Consider the following 18,166-nt stretch of genomic DNA (forward strand, 5'->3'; position numbering starts at 1 on the left):
CGTTCCTGCATGCCTGCGTTGGGCTGTTCGGGTGCGGCCAGCCTATGGGGTACCGCCTCCGGGAGGGGAACGGGCGTGCGCCCGGGGAAAGCGCGCACCCCGCCGACCGGGGTGATTCCGGTCGGCGGGGTGCGTCCCGCTCGGCTGCGGGGGCGCGGCTCAGCGCTTGGCCTTGGCGGCCTTCGGCGTCACCAGCTTGGTGGAGGTCCACTCCTTGCCGACGGGCAGGCCCTTGGCAAGGGAGAGGCCGGCCGTCTCGGCTGCCTCGCTGATGTCGCTGGCCTCGACGTAGCCGTCACGGCCCGTCTTGGGGGTCAGCAGCAGGATCAGTGCGCCGTCCTCGACCAGCTCGGTCGCATCGACCAGGGCGTCCGTCAGATCGCCGTCCTCGTCGCGGAACCACAACAGCACCGCGTCGGCGACGTCGTCGTAGTCCTCGTCGGCGAGCTCGCTGACGAGCTTCTCGACGGCGTCACGGAATTCCTGATCGACGTCGTCGTCGTAGCCGATCTCCTGGACCACCTGTTCGGACTGGAAACCCAGCCGGGCGGCCAGGCTCTCCGCGTGGTCCGCGGTCGCGCTCACGGGGTGCCTCCTGCTCATGTTCGGTGAATGTCTTTCGGCGGCGCGCGTACGCGCAGCATTGGGCGTAGTCCACACGGGCGCGGCGGATCGCGCAAGTACCCGGCCGCCGAGACCGTCGAAACGGTGACGATTGCGGCCGTCTCGCCGCAACTTTGAGCCTGCCCGTACGGGCCTGTGGTGATTCATCCCACACCATTCCGCCTCATTCGGCATCGCTCGGGACTTCCCACCTGTTTGAGGGACGAACGGCTTTACGAAGGGGTTGATCCACAGGGGCGTAAGGTGGCGGTCCGGCCGGACCCGCTCGGACGTCCCTTCTCCCCGCTCCACCCGCGGTGCCCAGACTTTCCAGGGGTTACCCAGTGGTAGAGGTGAAGATTTCGGCCGAGCGTAAGACCATGGGAGGCGGCGACCCCAAGGCACGACTCCCCCGACAGCGAAGGAACAGCGTGGCTTCCGCATCCGATCGCAATCCGATCATTATTGGCGGCCTGCCGAGCCAGGTCCCGGACTTCGATCCGGAAGAGACGCAGGAGTGGCTCGACTCCCTTGACGCGGCCGTTGACGAGCGCGGCCGTGAACGTGCCCGTTACCTCATGCTGCGACTGATCGAGCGGGCCCGCGAGAAGCGCGTGGCCGTGCCCGAGATGCGCAGCACGGACTACGTCAACACGATCGCCACCAAGGACGAGCCCTTCTTCCCCGGGAACGAGGAGATCGAGCGCAAGGTCCTCAACGCGACCCGGTGGAACGCTGCCGTCATGGTCTCGCGCGCCCAGCGTCCCGGGATCGGCGTCGGCGGTCACATCGCGACCTTCGCCTCCTCCGCCTCCCTCTACGACGTGGGCTTCAACCACTTCTTCCGCGGCAAGGACGAGGGCGACGGCGGCGACCAGATCTTCTTCCAGGGTCACGCCTCCCCCGGCATCTACGCCCGCGCCTACCTCCTGGACCGGCTCTCCGAGCAGCAGCTCGACGCGTTCCGCCAGGAGAAGTCGAAGGCCCCGTACGGGCTGTCCAGCTACCCGCACCCGCGGCTGATGCCGGACTTCTGGGAATTCCCGACCGTCTCGATGGGCCTGGGCCCGCTGGGTGCGATCTACCAGGCGCGGATGAACCGGTACATGGAGGCGCGCGGGATCGCGGACACCTCCAAGTCCCACGTTTGGGCGTACCTCGGTGACGGCGAGATGGACGAACCGGAGTCGCTGGGCCAGCTGTCCATCGCGGCGCGCGAGGGTCTGGACAACCTGACGTTCGTCGTGAACTGCAACCTCCAGCGCCTCGACGGCCCGGTCCGCGGCAACGGCAAGATCATCCAGGAGCTGGAGTCGATCTTCCGGGGCGCCGGCTGGAACGTCATCAAGCTGATCTGGGACCGCTCCTGGGACCCGCTGCTGGCCCAGGACCGCGACGGCATCCTGGTCAACAAGATGAACTCCACCCCCGACGGGCAGTTCCAGACGTACGCCACCGAGTCCGGCGCGTACATCCGTGAGCACTTCTTCGGCGGCGACCAGCGGCTGCGCGCGATGGTCGAGAACATGTCCGACCAGCAGATCCAGCACCTGGGGCGCGGCGGCCACGACCACAAGAAGGTGTACGCGGCGTACGCGGCAGCCAAGGCCCACAAGGGCCAGCCGACGGTGATCCTGGCGCAGACGGTCAAGGGCTGGACGCTGGGCCCGAACTTCGAGGGCCGCAACGCGACGCACCAGATGAAGAAGCTGACGGTCGACGACCTCAAGCGCTTCCGCGACCGCCTGCACATCCCGATCACGGACGCGCAGCTCGAGAGCGGCGCCCCGCCGTACTACCACCCGGGCCGCAACTCCCCCGAGATCCAGTACATGCACGACCAGCGCAACGCCCACGGCGGCTACGTGCCGACCCGGGTGGTGCGCGCCAAGCCGCTCCAGCTGCCCGACGACTCGGCGTACGCGGCGGCCAAGAAGGGCTCGGGACACCAGTCGATCGCGACGACGATGGCGTTCGTGCGCATCTTGAAGGACCTGATGCGCGACAAGGAGATCGGCAAGCGGTTCGTGCTGATCGCCCCCGACGAGTACCGCACCTTCGGCATGGACGCCTTCTTCCCGAGCGCCAAGATCTACAACCCGCTGGGGCAGCAGTACGAGGCGGTCGACCGCGAGCTGCTGCTCGCCTACAAGGAGTCGCCGACCGGCCAGATGCTGCACGACGGCATCTCCGAGGCGGGCTGCACGGCCTCGCTGATCGCGGCGGGTTCGGCGTACGCGACGCACGGCGAGCCGCTGATCCCGGTCTACGTCTTCTACTCGATGTTCGGTTTCCAGCGCACCGGTGACCAGTTCTGGCAGATGGCCGACCAGCTGGCGCGCGGTTTCGTCCTCGGCGCGACGGCGGGGCGGACCACCCTCACGGGTGAGGGTCTCCAGCACGCCGACGGTCACTCCCAGCTGCTGGCGTCGACCAACCCGGGCTGCGTGGCCTACGACCCGGCGTACGGGTACGAGATCGCGCACATCGTCAAGGACGGTCTGCGGCGCATGTACGGCGCCGACTCCGAGGACGTCTTCTACTACCTCACCGTCTACAACGAGCCGATCCAGCACCCGGCCGAGCCGGCCGACGTCGACGTCGACGGCATCCTCAAGGGCATCCACCGGGTGTCGGCGGGCACCGAGGGCAGCGTCGGGGCGCAGATCATGGCCTCCGGCGTAGCCGTGCCGTGGGCGCTGGAGGCGCAGCGGATCCTGGCCGCGGAGTGGAACGTGAAGGCGGACGTCTGGTCGGCGACCTCCTGGAACGAGCTGCGCCGCGAGGCCGTGGAGGTGGAGGAGCACAACCTGCTCCACCCGGAGGAGGAGCAGCGCGTCCCGTACGTGACGCGCAAGCTCTCGGGCTCCGAGGGGCCGTTCGTGGCGGTCTCGGACTGGATGCGGTCGGTGCCGGACCAGATCTCGCGCTGGATCCCCGGCCCGTACACCTCGCTCGGCGCCGACGGCTTCGGTTTCGCGGACACCCGTGGCGCGGCCCGCCGGTTCTTCCACATCGACGCGCAGTCGGTGGTGCTGGCCGTGCTGACCGAGCTCGCCAAGGCGGGCCGGATCGACCGTTCGGTGCTCAAGCAGGCGATCGACCGGTACCAGCTGCTGGACGTCGCGGCGGCCGATCCGGGCGCGGCGGGCGGCGACGCGTAGGGGTCACTCGTGCGAGGGGGCGTTGGGACGGTTGTCCCAGCGCCCCTTACTCGTTCTTTACCATGCTGGCATGAAGGAACCCTCCCGCCAGGCCCGGTGGGAGCGGCGGAGCCAGACCCCGCTGCTCGTGCTCGCCGTGGCGTTCGCCGTCGCGTACGCCGTGCCGATCGTGGCCCCGGACGCCAGCCCCGCGGTGCACCGGGCGTGCACGCACGCCGAGTGGGTGGTGTGGGGCGCCTTCGCCGCCGACTACCTGGTGCGGCTGGGCCTGTCGCCGTCGCGGAAGGCGTTCGTACGGGGCCACTGGCTGGACCTGGCGGCGGTACTGGTGCCGATGATCCAGCCGCTGCGGCTGCTGCGGCTGGTGTCGACGCTGCTGCTGGTGGGCCGGCGCGCCCGGATGGCGCCGCAGGTCCGGCTGACCACGTACGTGGCGGGCGCGGTGGTGGGGCTGCTGATGTTCGGCTCGCTGGCGGTGCTGAGCGTGGAGCGGGACGCGCCCGGCGGCAACATCAAGAGCCTCGGGGACGCGCTGTGGTGGTCGGTGACCACCATGACGACGGTCGGGTACGGGGACCACTCCCCCACCACCGGGCTGGGGCGGCTGCTGGCGGTCGGGCTGATGCTGTCGGGCATCGCGCTGCTGGGTGTGGTCACCGCCAACATCGCCGCCTGGTTCATCTCCCGGTTCGAACGCGACGACCAGGTGGAGCGGGCGCAGACCGCCGCGATCGCCGAACTGGCGCGGGAGGTACGGGCGCTGCGCGCCGAAGTCGCCCGCCTCGGCGGCGCGGCCGGCCCGGGGCCGGAGCCGGGTCCGGGTCCGGGTCCGGGCCCGGGCGCCGCCCCGGCGCGGGAGGACCGCGCCGGGGCGGCGGACGGGGCGGCGGACGGGGAACTTCTCCCCGGGGAGCCCGTCAGCGCTCCCAGACCTTGAACGCCCGCACCTGGTAGGGCGACTGCGGGAGCCAGACGCCGTCGCCCGGGTACGTCTGGAACTCTCCCGTCTCCTGGCACTCGGCCGACTGGTACGTGGTCACCGGGCGGCCGGTCCGGTTGGTGAGGGCCTGGGCTCTGGTCCCGGCGGGCAGCGCGGTGCAGCTGTTGATGTCGAGGGTGCTGAGCTCGTAGGTGTGCCGGGTGCCCTTGAAGTCGGGCTTCGCCCACAGGCACAGCTGTCCGGTGGCGCAGACCCCGAGCGTCGGTGGCCCGGCGGCGTGTGCGGGGCCGGCGGTACCCGGGATGAGGGCGGCCGCGGCCAGGGCGACGGCGGCCAGGAACGTGCTGGGCTGCACGGGGGTACTCGTACGCATGACGGGTCAACTCCTTGTGGACGACTCGGGCCCCGGACCGTTTCCGAAGCTCCGACGACCCCACGCTGACCTGCGGTGACGTGCGTACGGAAGGGGCCGCGGACGGGTCCACCCTGATAGGCGACGGCCCCGCCGGAACCGTCCGGCGGGGCTGTCGTGCGTGCGGGGTTGACGCCTGCGCGGCGCGCGGGCGGGCGGCTCAGACGTGGGCCGCGCCCGCCCCCGCGGCGGCGTTCTCGCCGCGCTTGGTGAAGCCGGCCACGATCGCGGCGAGCACCGCGACCACGCCCGCGACGGTGAAGGCCGTACTCATGCCCGAGACGAACGTGTCGTGGGCGACCGTGGTGATCGCCTGCGCGATCTGGGGCGGGGCGCCCGGCGGGACGGGCGCGATGCCGACCTGCACGCCCTTCTCGGCGAGGTCGAGCTGCTCGGGGCTGAGCGGCGGCAGCTGCGCGCGCTGCCAGTTGTCCCCGAACGAGTCACGGACGGTGCCCGCCATGACGGCGCCGAGCACGGCGGTGCCGAGGCTGCCGCCGACCTGCATGGCCGCCTGCTGGAGCCCGCCGGCCACCCCGGACAGCTCCAGCGGGGCGTTGCCGACGATGACCTCGGTGGCGCCGACCATGACGGGTGCGAGGCCGAGGCCCAGGAGGGCGAACCAGAGCGACATGACGAGCGTGCCGGTGCCCGGGGTCAGCCGAGCCATCCCGAAGCAGGCGACGGCGGTGGCGACCATGCCGGCGACGAGGGGGATCCGCGGGCCGATCTTGGTGATCGCGGCGCCCGCCAGCGGCGAGCCGATGATCATCATTCCGGTGAGCGGCAGCAGGTGCAGGCCGCTGTCGACCGGGCTCATGCCGTGGACGTTCTGCAGGTAGAAGGTGACGAAGAACAGGCCGCCCATGAACGCGAAGGCCATCAGCACCATCAGCACGGTGCCCGCGGACAGCGGCAGCGAACGGAACATCCCGAGCGGGATGAGCGGTTCGGCGACCCGTGTCTCCCAGAAGGCGAAGAGCGCGAAGCAGACGACCGAGGCGCCGAGGAACACCAGGGTCTTGGTGTCCCCCCAGCCCCACTCGGCGGCCTTGATCAGGGCCCAGATCAGGGAGAACATCGCACCGGACAGCAGCACGATGCCGATCAGGTCGAAGGAGCGCGGGGCGTTCTCGGCCCGGTGGTCGAGCAGGATGAACAGGCCGAAGCCGAGCGCGACGATCCCGACGGGCACGTTGATGAAGAAGACGGACTGCCAGCTGACGTGCTCGACCAGCAGGCCGCCGACGATGGGACCGGCGGCGGTCGAGGCGCCGATCACCATGCCCCAGATGCCGATGGCCATGTTCAGCTTCTCTGCGGGGAAGGTGGCGCGCAGCAGTCCGAGCGCGGCCGGCATCAGCAGCGCGCCGAAGAGGCCCTGGGCGACGCGGAACGCGATGACGAGCTCGACGCCGTCGGACAGCCCGATGACGGCCGAGGACAGCGCGAAGCCCGCGATGCCTATGAGGAAGGTCTGCCGGTGACCGAAGCGGTCACCGAGCTTGCCCGCGGTGATGAGGGAGACGGCCAGGGCCAGGAGGTAGCCGTTGGTGATCCACTGCACCTCGGCGAGGGTGGCGCCGAGGTCCTTTTGGATGGCGGGGTTGGCGACCGCGACGATCGTGCCGTCCAGGGTCACCATCATCACGCCGATCGCAACGGCGAAGAGGGTGAGCCATGGATGGCCGCGCAGTCCTGAACGCGACGGCGCCGGGCCGGATTTGTCCAGGGTCACCCGGCCGTCGGCGGTGATCTGACTAGTCATGCGAACAGGCTAGTGACAGCGACTGACACTTCACAAACGGCTTAACGGGGCAGTCGCTGTCAGGTGGGTCACAGGTAACCTGACCGCTCACTCAGCGTCAGAACAGACCAACGGCGGCCCGGCACCACGGACCGGCAGCGGCACCGGAAGGGGACCCCGCGGTGATGACCGAACACCGGCCCGCGCCGGCCGTCCCGGCGGGCGGACTGCGCGAGCGCAAGAAGCAGCGCACCAGGGACGCGCTGCTGCGCGCGGCCCTCCTGCTGTTCCTTTCGCAGGGCTACGACAAGACGACGGTCGACGAGATCACCGATGTCGTGCAGGTCTCCCAGCGCACCTTCTTCCGCTATTTCGCCAACAAGGAAGAGGTCGCCTTCGCCGTCCAGGACCTGGTCGAGTCGCACTTCGTGGCGGCGCTGCGGGCGCGGCCGGCCGCCGAGGGACCCCTGACGGCGATGCGGAACGCGGTGCTCGTCGCCTGGGACACCGTCGACGAGGCCATCTCCGACGTGGTGCCCGTGGACCTCTACATGCGCGGCTACCAGCTCATCGAGTCGACCCCGGCACTGCTCGCCGTACACCTGCGGCGCTCCGCCGAGCTGGAGGAGCGCATCGCCCGGCTCGTCGCCGACCGCGAGGGCCTGGACGTGGACGCCGATCCGCGGCCGCGGGTGGCGGTGGCCGCCTTCTCCGGCGTCATGCGGGTCACCGGACGGCTGTGGGGGCAGGGCCAGGACACCAGCGTGGCGGCGATCCGGCGGATGACCGAGTCCTACCTCGACCAGATCGGCCCGGCGCTGGCCGCGGACTGGCGCTGAGCGGGGCGTTGCCGCGGGCGGCGGCGCCGGTCCGCGGCGCGAACGGCGGCGTGGCGGGCGGCGGTGACGGCGCCGGTCCCCGCCGCGGCCGCGGCGGGGCAGTGCCGTGGCCGACGGTGGCGGGGTGACTGCGTGTGACACGGTCGGCGGTGAGACCCGTCACCCCGCGCGCCAGGTACTCGAGCGGTCTCCTAGGCTGGTTCCAGTGAAACTGCCCGGCTCCGTCCACCACACCGCCGGCGCCACAGCGCCCCCCGCCGCAATGCGCACCCTGCTCGCGCTCGCGGTCGTCCTCGTCATGCTGGTGATCACCGGCTGGACCTCCGTGCACCGGCCCGAGGCGGGCATCTCGCCCCGGGCGGCCGCCCTCTCCGCCTGGTCGCTGGCCCGGATCGACGGACGGGCCCTGCCCGCGGCCGACGCCCCCGTGGCCGCGGTCTCGCGCTTCTTCGCCGGGCTCGACGGAGCCCAGCGGGCCCGGCTCGCGGACGGCTACCCGCTCGTCGTCGGCAACCTCGACGGGGTGCCCGCCACCACCCGCTACCGGGCCAACCTGCGCTCCCTGGAGCAGGCGCGGCGCGTGGAGGAGGCCCGCAGCCGGGACGTCGCCCTGACCCCGGCCGACCGCGCCACCGCGCTGCGGCGCGCCCACCGCCTGGAGTCCCTCGCCGAACCGGGACGCCAGATCCTCCTGTTCGATCCCACCGGCGACGGACTCGTCGCGGAGGTCTTCGGCGACCTCGACCGGGCCGGCCGGGTCTCGGTGGTCGTGCCCGGCGTCGACACCGACCTGCTCACCTTCGAGCGGACGCAGCGCAGCCTGACCGCGCCCGCCGGCATGGCGCACTCCCTCTACGAGGCCGAACGCGTGACGGCGCCGGACAGCAGGACCGCGGTCATCGCCTGGGCCGGCTACACGGCGCCGACCGGGGTCGGCATGGACGCCGCCACCGGCAAGCTCGCGGTGGAGGGCTCCGTACGGCTGCGGGCGCTGACCACCGCCCTGCCGGGTCAGTCCAGCGTCGCGTTGTTCTGCCACAGCTACGGGTCGGTGGTGTGCGGGGTCGCGGCCCGCGAGCTGCCGCCGCGGGTGACCGACGTGGTGGTGGCGGGCAGCCCCGGGATGCGCGTGTCGAACGCCGCCGAGCTGCACACGCCGGCCCGGGTCTGGGCGATGCGCGACTCCGGTGACTGGATCGCCGATGTGCCGCACCTCGAACTGGGCGGCCTGGGCCACGGGGCGGACCCCGTCTCGCCGGGCTTCGGCGCGCGACTGCTGTCCTCGGCGGGGGCCCGCACCCACACCGGCTATTTCGAGCCAGGGACCGCTTCGCTGGACAACTTCGCGAAGATCGGAACCGGGGCCTTCGGTTCCGTTGTGTGCGTGACCGGGGCCGACACCTGCCGACATGGGGTTTCCGAGGACTGACGGGATCTCAGGGCTCCCGCAGGGACCGAAGAACCGTCTCTGCGGTGAAGGGGACGAGCGGGGGTGCGTCCCTTTACCATGAGCCGTATGGGGGACGTACTGGCCGGAAACCATGCTGTCTGGGAGCTCGACTCCGACTCGGTGATCATTCGGTTCGCGCGGGGGCTGCGGACACCACGGCTCTGGCACGCCCTGAGGGAGCGCCGGATCCCGTTGGAGGCACTGTCGGAGGTGACGGTGACCGGAGGCAAACGGGACACCGTGGTGCTGCGCGCCGTGCCGCGGGCCGGGGCGGATCCCTTGATGGAGGCCGCCGCCGGGCAGCTCAAGGAGAGCTGCGACCCGTACCGCCTGGTGCTTCCCGCCGAGGCGGGCGCGCGGGCCGCGGCGCTGGCGGACGAGGTACGGGGCCGGCTCGGACCGGCGACGGCGGCGGAACGTTTCCTGGTCGGCGTCCCCGAGGTGACGGCTCCCCTCAAGGCGTACGACGCGCGCGTCGGCTTCGACGGGACGGCCGTCACCTTCCACTGGTCGCGCACGGGGGCGAGCAGCGCCAAGTGGAAGGCGGGCGACCAGCGGTATCCGCTGGCGGCGGTGACCGCGGTGGCGTGGCGCTCGCCGGAGGGGCCGGAGGGGCATCTGCGGCTGCGGCTGCGGGACGCCCCCGGCGGTGACGCCCGGCCCGACCACGACCTGGCCGCGGCCGTGTTCGGGGTGGGGTACGGGGCGGTGCACGAGTCACTGCCGTTCGCGGCGGCCGTCTTGGCGGCGGTGCGGGGGCGGCGGTTGACGGTGGCGACGGCCGCGCCGAAGGGTTCCGGCGGGGACCGTCTGCACCACCTGCGGGAGCTGCACAGCGCGGGGCTGCTCACGGACGCCGAGTACTCGGCCCTGCGGGACCGGCTGGGCTGAGCCGCCGCGGCGCGGCCCTGCGGGAGCGGCCCCGGGCCGGGGGGACTACCCCTCGCGGGCTGCCGAGGTGGAGGACATGTCCGGGTAGCGGTCACCGCTGACCTGGGCGGCGATCGGCTCCAGCCGGTCGAGCTCCGCCTGCGTCAGGGTGATCCGCGTCGCCGCCGTGTTCTCGGCGAGGCGCCCGGGCTTGCGGGTTCCGGGGATCGGCACCACGGTCAGCCCGTGCACCTGCGCCCGCTGATGCACCCACGCCAGCGCGATCTGCGCCGGCGTCGCCCCGTGCGCGGCCGCGATCTCCCGCACCGGGGCCAGCAGCTCCGCGTTCGCCTTCGCGTTGTCGCCGGTGAACCGCGGCTGGAACCGTCGGAAGTCCCCCTCGGACAGGTCCGCCGCCGCGTCCGCGAACGCGCCCGTCAGGAACCCGCGCCCCAGCGGGGAGTACGGCACGAACGCCACCCCCAGCTCCGCCGCCGCGCCCACCGCGCTGCGCTCCACGTCCCGGCTGAACAGCGACCACTCCGACTGGAGCGCCGCGATCGGGTGCACCGCGTGCGCCTCGCGCAGCTCCGCGCCGGTGACCTCGCTCAGGCCGAGGTGGCGCACCTTGCCCTCCTGTACGAGTTCGGCCATCGCGCCCACCGACTCGGCGAACGGCACGGCCGGGTCGCGCCGGTGCATGTAGTAGAGGTCGATCACGTCGGTGCCGAGCCGCCGCAGGCTGCCCTCGACCGCCTGCCTGATGTAGGCGCGGTCGTTGCGGACCCCGCGGTAGTGCGGGTCGTCGGTTCGCTCTATGGCGAACTTCGTCGCGAGGGTGATCTCGTCCCGGTGCGCCGCCACGAACGACGCGAGGAACTCCTCGTTCGCCCCGCGCCCGTACACGTCCGCGGTGTCGAAGAGGGTGACCCCGGCGGCCAGCGCCGCGTTCAGGGTCTGGCGGGCCGCCGCCACGTCGGTGTCCCCGTAGAACTCGCTCATGCCCATGCAGCCGAGGCCCTGGACACCGACCAGGGGGCCGCCCTTGCCGAGTTCGACCTGCTTGATCTTCGCCGTGCTCTGCGTCATCGACGTACAGCCTTCCCCGCGTAGTGTTCGATCTTGTAGTCCAGTACGGCCAGCGCGTCCGTCATCTCCGAGATCCGCGCCCGCACCTCGCGGCGCGTCCGCTCCAGCAGCTCCCGCCGCTGGTCGACGGTGTGCTCCCCCTCCCGGACGAGCTCCGCGTACCGCACCATGTCCGCCACCGACATCCCGGTGGTGCGCAGCTTGCCCACGAAGGCCAGCCAGTCGAGGTCCTTGCCGCTGAACCGCCGCTGCCCCGAGTGGGAACGGTCCACGTGCGGCATCAGGCCGATCCGTTCGTACCAGCGCAGCGTGTGCTGGGTCAGACCGGTCAGGGCCTCGACTTCGCTGATCGTGTACCGCGTCTGCGTCAGGCTCATGACCACCACGCTAAAACCTTGGAGTGCACTCCAAGCAAGTAGGCTCGGGCGCATGGAGAGCCCGGAGACCTTGCAGACCCTGCGGACCATCGAGAGCTGGCCGGTACCGACCGCCGCGGCGGCCGTCGTGCGCGCCGACGGGAGCGTGGCCGGCTCCCACGGGCCCGTGGACCACCGTTTCCCCCTGGCCTCGGTCACCAAGCCGCTCACCGCGTACGCCGCTCTCGTCGCGTACGAGGAAGGCGCGGTCGAACTGGACGAGCCGGCCGGACCGGAGGGTTCGACGGTCCGTCACCTGCTCGCCCACACCAGCGGTCTCGCCTTCGACGAGCACCGGGTGATGGGCCCGCCCGGCCGGCGCCGGCTGTACTCCAACGCGGGTTTCGAGGTGCTCGGCGACCACATCGCCAAGGCCACCGGGATCCCCTTCGCCGAGTACCTGCACCAGGCCGTCTTCGAGCCGCTGGGCATGGCGTCGAGCTCCCTGGACGGTTCCCCGGCCAAGGACGGCGTCTCGACCGTCTCCGACCTGGTGCGCTTCGCCGCGGAGCTCCAGGCGCCGAGGCTGCTCGACGTCCGGACCGTCGCCGAGGCCACCTCGGTCGTGCACCCGGGCCTCAAGGGCGTCCTGCCGGGCTACGGGCACCAGTCCCCCAACGACTGGGGGCTCGGCCTGGAGATCCGCGACGGCAAGTCCCCGCACTGGACGGGCACCACTTCCTCGCCCCGCACCTTCGGGCACTTCGGCCAGTCCGGCACCTTCCTGTGGGTGGACCCGGACGCCCGCGCGGCGTGCGTGGCGCTGACCGACCGCGCCTTCGGCCCGTGGGCCGTGGAGGCCTGGACCCCGTTCACCGACGCGGTCCTCGCAGAACTGCGCGGGCGCTAGGCAGTCTCTTTCGCATCTTGCCGGACGCCGCGTCGCCCGGCGCCGCACGGGTTCAGGGCAGTTCCCAGATCAGCAGCTCGCCCGGGGAGCCGGCGACGATCTGCAGCTCCGGCTCGCCGGTGATGCGCGCCGAGTCGCCGGGGCCGAGTTCCTCGCCGTCCAGACGCAGGTCGCCCCGTACGACGTGCAGGTAGACGCGGGGCGCCGCCGGCACGGTGATCCGCTCGCCCGCCCCGGGCCGCCGCACGCGCAGGACGGCCCCGGCGGCCGGGATCTCGCAGGCCTCGCCGTCCGCGAGGCCCCGGACGAGCCGGTAGGAGGGCTCACCGCCCGCCGTGAGCGGGGCGAGCCAGGTCTGGACGAAGCGCAGCGGGACGGGCCCGTCGTTGCGTTCGATGTGCCGCGCGCCCGAGCCGGCGCAGAAGTGCTGCACGTCGCCGGCACCGACCTGGCCGGTGTGGCCGGTGGTGCTGTCCTTGTGCGTGAGCTCGCCCTCCACCACCCAGGTGACGATCTCGGTCTGGCTGTGGGGGTGCTCGTCGAAACCGGAGCCGGGCCGGAGCAACTCCTCGTTGCAGGCCAGCAGGGGCCCGAAGCGGATGTTGTCCGGGTCGTAGAAGGACCCGAAGGAGAAGGCGTGCCGGGTGGTGATCCCGGCGGCCGGGTTCCCGCCCTCGTACCGGTCTGCGGCGCGGCGTACGTCAATCATGGTGGCCACCGTAGACCTCTGTGCGCGTCCTTCCGGGACGGGTGCGGCGGGCGCGGCGGGGGCGGGTGCCGGTGACCCGGCTCCGCGCCCCGTCACCGATAAGGCAGTCTTGTCCCGTGCCCCAACCCGAACGTGAGCATTCCCCCGAGACCGGCCCGGCGCGTCCCGCGCACGCCGCGCATCCCGCCCACCCGCATTCGGCGACGCTGCGCCGGCTGGAGAAGTCCGCCGGCCGGCTCGCCGCGAACGCGATCGCGCGCATGGACGAGACCCTGCCGTGGTACCGGGCGATGCCGCCGGAGAACCGGTCGTGGATCGGCCTGGTCGCCCAGGCCGGCATCGCCGCGTTCACGGAGTGGTTCCGGCACCCGGAGACCCCGCAGGCGATCTCCACGGACGTGTTCGGGACGGCTCCGCGCGAGCTGACCCGGGCGATCACCTTGCGCCAGACGGTGGAGATGGTCCGTACGACGATCGAGGTCATGGAGACCGCGATCGACGAGGTGGCGGCCCCGGGCGACGAGTCGGTGCTGCGCGAGGCGCTGCTCGTGTACGCGCGGGAGATCGCCTTCGCGACCGCCCAGGTGTACGCCCAGGCGGCCGAGGCGCGTGGTGCGTGGGACGCCCGCCTGGAGTCCCTCGTCGTCAATGCGGTGCTGTCGGGCGAGGCGGACGAGGGCGCGCTGTCGCGGGCGGCGGCGCTGGGCTGGAACTCGCCGGAGCACGTGTGCGTCGTCCTGGGCACCGCCCCGGACGGGGACAGCGAGCTGACGGTCGAGGCGATCCGGCGTGCCGCCCGGCACCACAAGCTCCAGGTGCTGACGGGCGTGCTGGGCGACCGCCTCGTGGTCATCGCGGGCGGCAGCGACAACCCGTTGCAGGTGGCGAAGTCGCTGATCGGCCCGTTCGCGGCCGGTCCGGTGGTGGCCGGGCCGGTGGTCCCGGACCTGCTGAACGCGACGAAGTCCGCGCAGGCCGCGGCGGCCGGGCTCAAGGCGTGCACGGCCTGGCAGGACGCGCCGCGTCCGGTGCTGGCGGACGATCTTCTTCCGGAGCGCGCCATCGCGGCGGATCCCTCGGCGAGGGAGCAGCTGGTGGAGGAGATCTACAGACCGCTGGAGGAGGCGGGCTCGGCGCTGCTGGAGACGCTGAGCGTCTACCTGGAGCAGGCGAGCAGCCTGGAGGGGGCGGCGCGGATGCTGTTCGTGCACCCCAACACGGTGCGCTACCGGCTGCGACGTGTGACCGACGTCACCGGCTGGTCACCCTCCGATGTCCGTTCCGCGTTCACGCTCCGGATCGCCCTGATCCTGGGGCGTCTGGCCGACGGCGATCTCCAGTCCTAGACTTTTGTCGGACATCAACAATTACCCCGACGGTTCTTCGTCCCTGTCCCCACGGGCGGCGCGGGCCGAATACAAGAGAGAGTGTGAGGGTGCTCGTACTCGTCGCTCCAGGCCAAGGCGCTCAGACGCCCGGCTTCCTGACTCCCTGGCTCGAACTCCCCGGCGCCGCCGAGCGCGTGGCGGGGTGGTCCGACGCTCTCGGGCTCGACCTCGCCCACTACGGCACGAAGGCCGACGCGGACGAGATCCGCGACACGGCGGTGGCCCAGCCGCTGCTGGTCGCGGCGGGTCTGCTGTCCGCTTCTGCGCTGGGTTCCCCCTCCGCTTTCGGTGCGGTCGCCGGTCACAGCGTCGGTGAGATCACCGCCGCCGCGTACGCCGGTGTGCTGAGCGAGGCCGACGCGCTGTCGTTCGTACGGACCCGGGGCCTGGCCATGGCCGAGGCCGCGGCCGTCACCCCCACGGGCATGGCCGCGGTGCTGGGCGGCGACCGCGACGTGGTCGTGGCGCACCTGGAGAAGCTGGGGCTCGCCCCGGCCAACATCAACGGCGCGGGCCAGATCGTGGCGGCCGGCACCCTGGAGCAGATCGCCGCTCTGGAGGCCGACAAGCCCGAAGGCTCCATGAAGGTCGTCGCCCTCAAGGTCGCGGGCGCCTTCCACACGCATCACATGGCCCCGGCGGTCGCCACCCTGGAGGAGGCCGCGCAGGCCCTCTCCCCGGCGGACCCGGCGCTGACGTACGTGTCGAACAAGGACGGCGGGGTCGTCACCTCGGGCGCCGATGTCGTCGCCCGCCTGGTCGGCCAGGTCGCCCATCCGGTCCGCTGGGACCTGTGCATGGAGACGTTCGCCGAGCTGGGCGTCACCGGGATCATCGAGCTGTGCCCCGGCGGGACCCTCACCGGTCTGGCCAAGCGCGCTCTCAAGGGCGTTCCGAGCGTCGCCCTCAAGACCCCGGACGATCTCCAGAAGGCCGCGGAGCTCCTCGCCGAGCACGCGGCCTGAGAGAAGGAGCCCCCCTCAGCATGTCGAAGATCAAGCCTGCCAAGGGCTCCCCGTACGCCCGCATCCTCGGTGTCGGCGGCTACCGCCCGACCCGTGTGGTGCCCAACGAGGTGATCCTGGAGACGATCGACTCGTCCGACGAGTGGATCCGCTCGCGCTCGGGCATCGCGACCCGGCACTGGGCCTCGCCCGAGGAGACCGTCGCCGCGATGTCGGTGGAGGCCTCGGGCAAGGCGCTGGCCGATGCCGGTGTCTCGCCCGAGCAGATCGGCGCCGTGATCGTCTCCACGGTCTCGCACTTCAAGCAGACGCCGGCCGTGGCGACGGAGATCGCGCACCGGGTCGGGGCGGTCAAGCCGGCCGCGTTCGACATCTCCGCTGGCTGCGCCGGGTTCGGTTACGGCCTGACGCTGGCCAAGGGCATGGTCGTCGAGGGGTCCGCGCAGTACGTCCTCGTCATCGGTGTCGAGCGCCTGTCGGACCTGACCGACCTGGAGGACCGGGCGACGGCCTTCCTGTTCGGCGACGGCGCCGGCGCGGTGGTCGTCGGTCCTTCGGACGAACCGGCCATCGGCCCCACGGTGTGGGGTTCGGAGGGCGACAAGTCCGAGACGATCAAGCAGACCGTGCCGTGGGACGAGTACCTCGGCAAGGGCGGCGGGGAGAAGTTCCCGGCCATCACCCAGGAGGGCCAGGCGGTCTTCCGCTGGGCCGTCTTCGAGATGGCCAAGGTGGCCCAGCAGGCGCTCGACGCGGCCGGGATCACCGCGGATGACCTGGACGTCTTCATTCCGCACCAGGCCAACATGCGGATCATCGACTCGATGGTGAAGACTCTCAAGCTGCCGGACCACGTCACGGTCGCCCGTGACGTGGAAACCACCGGCAATACGTCGGCCGCCTCGATTCCGCTCGCTATGGAGCGGCTCCTGGCGACCGGAGCGGCGAAGAGCGGCGACACCGCGCTCGTCATCGGCTTCGGGGCGGGGCTCGTCTACGCCGCGACGGTCGTTACCCTCCCCTAGGGCCGGGATCGTTTTTTCCCTCCCTGATCATTCAATTAGCTAAAGAAGGAGCGCCTCATGGCCGCCACCCAGGAAGAGATCGTCGAGGGTCTCGCCGAGATCGTCAACGAGATCGCCGGTATCCCGACCGAGGACGTCCAGGTCGACAAGTCCTTCACCGACGACCTGGACGTCGACTCCCTGTCCATGGTCGAGGTCGTCGTCGCCGCCGAAGAGCGCTTCGACGTCAAGATCCCGGACGAGGACGTCAAGAACCTCAAGACGGTCGGCGACGCCGCTGAGTACATCCTGAAGAACCAGGCCTAAGAGCCTGCCGAGCGTTTGTCGCCACCCCGCGGTGGCGCCGTGACAATTCAGCACCCCCTGAGACGTGGAGAAAGAATTCCTGTGAGCCCGACCAATCGCACCGTGGTCGTCACCGGTATCGGCGCAACCACTCCGCTGGGTGGCGACAGCGCTTCGACCTGGGAAGGTCTGCTTGCCGGCCGTTCCGGCGTCAAGCCCCTGGAGGGCGAACGTTTCGCCGAACTCCCGGTCCGCATCGCCGCTCAGGCCGCCGTGGACCCCGGCGAAGTCCTGCCCAAGCCGCTGGCCCGCAAGCTCGACCGTTCGGCGCAGTTCGCGCTGATCGCGGCCCGTGAGGCCTGGGCCGACGCGGGCTACACCGCCCCGGCCGGCGAGGACGTCTCCGTCCTCCCCGAGCGCCTGGGCACCGTGATCGCCTCCGGCATCGGCGGCGTCACCACTCTGCTCGACCAGTACGACGTACTGAAGGAAAAGGGCGTGCGCCGGGTCTCCCCGCACACCGTCCCCATGCTCATGCCGAACGGCCCGTCGGCCAACGTCGGCCTCGAGGTCAACGCCCGCGCCGGTGTGCACACCCCGGTCAGCGCGTGCGCGTCGGGCGCCGAGGCCATCGGCTACGCCGTCGAGATGATCCGTACCGGCCGCGCCGACGTGGTCGTCGCCGGCGGGACCGAGGCGGCGATCCACCCGCTGCCGATCGCCGCGTTCGCCAACATGATGGCGATGTCCAAGAACAACGAGAACCCCGAGCAGGCCTCGCGTCCGTACGACAAGGCCCGTGACGGCTTCGTCCTCGGCGAGGGCGCCGGCGTCGTGGTGCTGGAGTCCGCCGAGCACGCCGCCGCGCGCGGCGCCCGGGTCTACTGCGAGGTGCTGGGCCAGGGCCTGTCCGCGGACAGCCACCACATCGCGCAGCCGGAGCCGACGGGCCGCGGTGTCGCGGCCGCCGTGCAGAACCTGCTCGACAACACGGACCTGGACCCGTCCGAACTGGTGCACCTGAACGCGCACGCCACGTCCACCCCGCAGGGTGACACGGCCGAGCTGAAGGCCCTGCGCAAGGTCCTGGGCGACGACCTCGACCACATCGCGATCTCCGCGACCAAGTCGATGACCGGTCACCTGCTGGGCGGTGCCGGCGGTATCGAGACCGTCGCGACGGTGCTGGCCCTGTACCACCGGATCGCCCCGCCGACGATCAACGTCGACGAGCTGGACGACGACATCGACGCGGACATCGTGCGCGGTGAGCCGCGCAAGCTGCCGGTGGACGGTCCGATCTCGGCGATCAACAACTCGTTCGGTTTCGGCGGCCACAACGTGACGCTGGCGTTCCGCACGGTCTGATACCCCGTTCGACGTCGAAGGCCCCGCCCGGCTGTGCCGGGCGGGG

The 18,166-nt window shown here is 71.6% G+C and carries 17 protein-coding genes; 11 read left to right on the forward strand and 6 right to left on the reverse strand.

Annotated features, from left to right (window positions below; translation table 11 throughout):
- Nucleotides 1-159: 159 nt before the first annotated feature.
- Nucleotides 160-585 (reverse strand): DUF3052 domain-containing protein, encoded by a 426-nt coding sequence (locus tag OHA81_RS10665; protein WP_030009300.1) that lies wholly within the window; start codon nucleotides 583-585, stop codon nucleotides 160-162.
- 449 nt (nucleotides 586-1,034) lie between these two features.
- On the opposite strand from OHA81_RS10665, the gene aceE reads away from it, so the two are divergent.
- Nucleotides 1,035-3,767 (forward strand): pyruvate dehydrogenase (acetyl-transferring), homodimeric type, encoded by a 2,733-nt coding sequence (gene aceE / locus OHA81_RS10670; protein WP_329194954.1) that lies wholly within the window; start codon nucleotides 1,035-1,037, stop codon nucleotides 3,765-3,767.
- 70 nt (nucleotides 3,768-3,837) lie between these two features.
- The gene (locus OHA81_RS10675) at nucleotides 3,838-4,704 is read left to right on the forward strand and encodes a potassium channel family protein (protein WP_329194956.1); all 867 of its coding nucleotides are present in this window, start codon (nucleotides 3,838-3,840) and stop codon (nucleotides 4,702-4,704) included.
- Here the strand turns inward: OHA81_RS10675 and OHA81_RS10680 are convergent.
- Both OHA81_RS10680 and OHA81_RS10685 read right to left on the reverse strand, forming a co-directional pair.
- Nucleotides 4,685-5,080 (reverse strand): peptidase inhibitor family I36 protein, encoded by a 396-nt coding sequence (locus tag OHA81_RS10680; RefSeq protein WP_329194958.1) that lies wholly within the window; start codon nucleotides 5,078-5,080, stop codon nucleotides 4,685-4,687. The genes OHA81_RS10675 and OHA81_RS10680 overlap by 20 nt on opposite strands.
- A gap of 199 nt (nucleotides 5,081-5,279) precedes the next feature.
- Nucleotides 5,280-6,887: an MFS transporter gene (locus OHA81_RS10685; protein WP_329194960.1), complete on the reverse strand. Its 1,608-nt coding sequence runs from the start codon at nucleotides 6,885-6,887 to the stop codon at nucleotides 5,280-5,282.
- A 164-nt stretch (nucleotides 6,888-7,051) separates the two neighbouring features.
- On the opposite strand from OHA81_RS10685, the gene OHA81_RS10690 reads away from it, so the two are divergent.
- From OHA81_RS10690 to OHA81_RS10700, 3 genes are all read left to right on the forward strand, one after another.
- A complete protein-coding gene (locus OHA81_RS10690) occupies nucleotides 7,052-7,705 on the forward strand; it encodes a TetR/AcrR family transcriptional regulator (protein ID WP_329194962.1) in 654 nt (217 codons plus the stop codon).
- Nucleotides 7,706-7,967: 262 nt separating this feature from the next.
- Complete coding sequence (locus OHA81_RS10695) at nucleotides 7,968-9,134, forward strand: alpha/beta hydrolase (protein ID WP_329202163.1); 1,167 nt, start codon at nucleotides 7,968-7,970, stop codon at nucleotides 9,132-9,134.
- An 87-nt stretch (nucleotides 9,135-9,221) separates the two neighbouring features.
- Nucleotides 9,222-10,046: a DUF4429 domain-containing protein gene (locus OHA81_RS10700; RefSeq protein WP_329194963.1), complete on the forward strand. Its 825-nt coding sequence runs from the start codon at nucleotides 9,222-9,224 to the stop codon at nucleotides 10,044-10,046.
- A 45-nt stretch (nucleotides 10,047-10,091) separates the two neighbouring features.
- Here the strand turns inward: OHA81_RS10700 and OHA81_RS10705 are convergent, their stop codons facing one another.
- On the reverse strand, nucleotides 10,092-11,114 hold the full coding sequence (locus OHA81_RS10705) for an aldo/keto reductase (RefSeq protein WP_329194965.1): 1,023 nt from the start codon (nucleotides 11,112-11,114) through the stop codon (nucleotides 10,092-10,094).
- Nucleotides 11,111-11,491, reverse strand: coding sequence for a MerR family transcriptional regulator (locus OHA81_RS10710; protein ID WP_329194968.1), 381 nt, complete (start codon nucleotides 11,489-11,491; stop codon nucleotides 11,111-11,113). Before OHA81_RS10710 ends, OHA81_RS10705 begins: the two co-directional genes overlap by 4 nt.
- A gap of 70 nt (nucleotides 11,492-11,561) precedes the next feature.
- Between OHA81_RS10710 and OHA81_RS10715 the strand changes: the two genes are divergently transcribed.
- Nucleotides 11,562-12,380: a serine hydrolase domain-containing protein gene (locus OHA81_RS10715; protein ID WP_329202164.1), complete on the forward strand. Its 819-nt coding sequence runs from the start codon at nucleotides 11,562-11,564 to the stop codon at nucleotides 12,378-12,380.
- Between the two features lie 52 nt (nucleotides 12,381-12,432).
- Here OHA81_RS10715 and OHA81_RS10720 read toward each other — a convergent pair whose 3' ends face one another.
- Entirely contained in the window at nucleotides 12,433-13,089 is a 657-nt protein-coding gene (locus tag OHA81_RS10720) for a pirin family protein (RefSeq protein WP_329194969.1), read from the reverse strand.
- A gap of 116 nt (nucleotides 13,090-13,205) precedes the next feature.
- Here OHA81_RS10720 and OHA81_RS10725 point away from each other — a divergent pair, with 116 nt between their 5' ends.
- The 5 genes from OHA81_RS10725 to fabF all read left to right on the forward strand — a co-directional run bounded on the left by OHA81_RS10725 (nucleotide 13,206) and on the right by fabF (nucleotide 18,120).
- Nucleotides 13,206-14,435, forward strand: a complete 1,230-nt coding sequence (locus tag OHA81_RS10725; protein WP_329194970.1) for a PucR family transcriptional regulator — start codon at nucleotides 13,206-13,208, stop codon at nucleotides 14,433-14,435.
- A gap of 89 nt (nucleotides 14,436-14,524) precedes the next feature.
- Entirely contained in the window at nucleotides 14,525-15,442 is a 918-nt protein-coding gene (locus OHA81_RS10730; protein ID WP_329194972.1) for an ACP S-malonyltransferase, read from the forward strand.
- Between the two features lie 20 nt (nucleotides 15,443-15,462).
- Nucleotides 15,463-16,467: a ketoacyl-ACP synthase III gene (locus OHA81_RS10735; protein ID WP_329194974.1), complete on the forward strand. Its 1,005-nt coding sequence runs from the start codon at nucleotides 15,463-15,465 to the stop codon at nucleotides 16,465-16,467.
- 57 nt (nucleotides 16,468-16,524) lie between these two features.
- Entirely contained in the window at nucleotides 16,525-16,773 is a 249-nt protein-coding gene (locus OHA81_RS10740; protein ID WP_329194975.1) for an acyl carrier protein, read from the forward strand.
- An 81-nt stretch (nucleotides 16,774-16,854) separates the two neighbouring features.
- Nucleotides 16,855-18,120 carry a beta-ketoacyl-ACP synthase II gene (fabF, locus tag OHA81_RS10745; protein ID WP_329194977.1) on the forward strand — a complete coding sequence of 422 codons (1,266 nt, stop codon included), beginning with the start codon at nucleotides 16,855-16,857 and terminating at the stop codon, nucleotides 18,118-18,120.
- Nucleotides 18,121-18,166: the final 46 nt, after the last annotated feature.

This window comes from Streptomyces sp. NBC_00667 (assembly GCF_036226825.1).
Classification (GTDB): domain Bacteria; phylum Actinomycetota; class Actinomycetes; order Streptomycetales; family Streptomycetaceae; genus Streptomyces.

Excerpts from the sequence above, each read along its gene's own strand:
- OHA81_RS10675 (WP_329194956.1), top strand. The coding sequence starts at position 3,838 with ATGAAGGAACCCTCCCGCCAGGCCCGGTGGGAGCGGCGGAGCCAGACC.
- OHA81_RS10680 (WP_329194958.1), bottom strand. The coding sequence starts at position 5,080 with ATGCGTACGAGTACCCCCGTGCAGCCCAGCACGTTCCTGGCCGCCGTC.
- OHA81_RS10685 (WP_329194960.1), bottom strand. The coding sequence starts at position 6,887 with ATGACTAGTCAGATCACCGCCGACGGCCGGGTGACCCTGGACAAATCC.
- OHA81_RS10690 (WP_329194962.1), top strand. The coding sequence starts at position 7,052 with ATGACCGAACACCGGCCCGCGCCGGCCGTCCCGGCGGGCGGACTGCGC.
- OHA81_RS10695 (WP_329202163.1), top strand. The coding sequence starts at position 7,968 with ATGCGCACCCTGCTCGCGCTCGCGGTCGTCCTCGTCATGCTGGTGATC.
- OHA81_RS10700 (WP_329194963.1), top strand. The coding sequence starts at position 9,222 with ATGGGGGACGTACTGGCCGGAAACCATGCTGTCTGGGAGCTCGACTCC.
- OHA81_RS10705 (WP_329194965.1), bottom strand. The coding sequence starts at position 11,114 with ATGACGCAGAGCACGGCGAAGATCAAGCAGGTCGAACTCGGCAAGGGC.
- OHA81_RS10710 (WP_329194968.1), bottom strand. The coding sequence starts at position 11,491 with ATGAGCCTGACGCAGACGCGGTACACGATCAGCGAAGTCGAGGCCCTG.
- OHA81_RS10720 (WP_329194969.1), bottom strand. The coding sequence starts at position 13,089 with ATGATTGACGTACGCCGCGCCGCAGACCGGTACGAGGGCGGGAACCCG.
- OHA81_RS10735 (WP_329194974.1), top strand. The coding sequence starts at position 15,463 with ATGTCGAAGATCAAGCCTGCCAAGGGCTCCCCGTACGCCCGCATCCTC.
- OHA81_RS10740 (WP_329194975.1), top strand. The coding sequence starts at position 16,525 with ATGGCCGCCACCCAGGAAGAGATCGTCGAGGGTCTCGCCGAGATCGTC.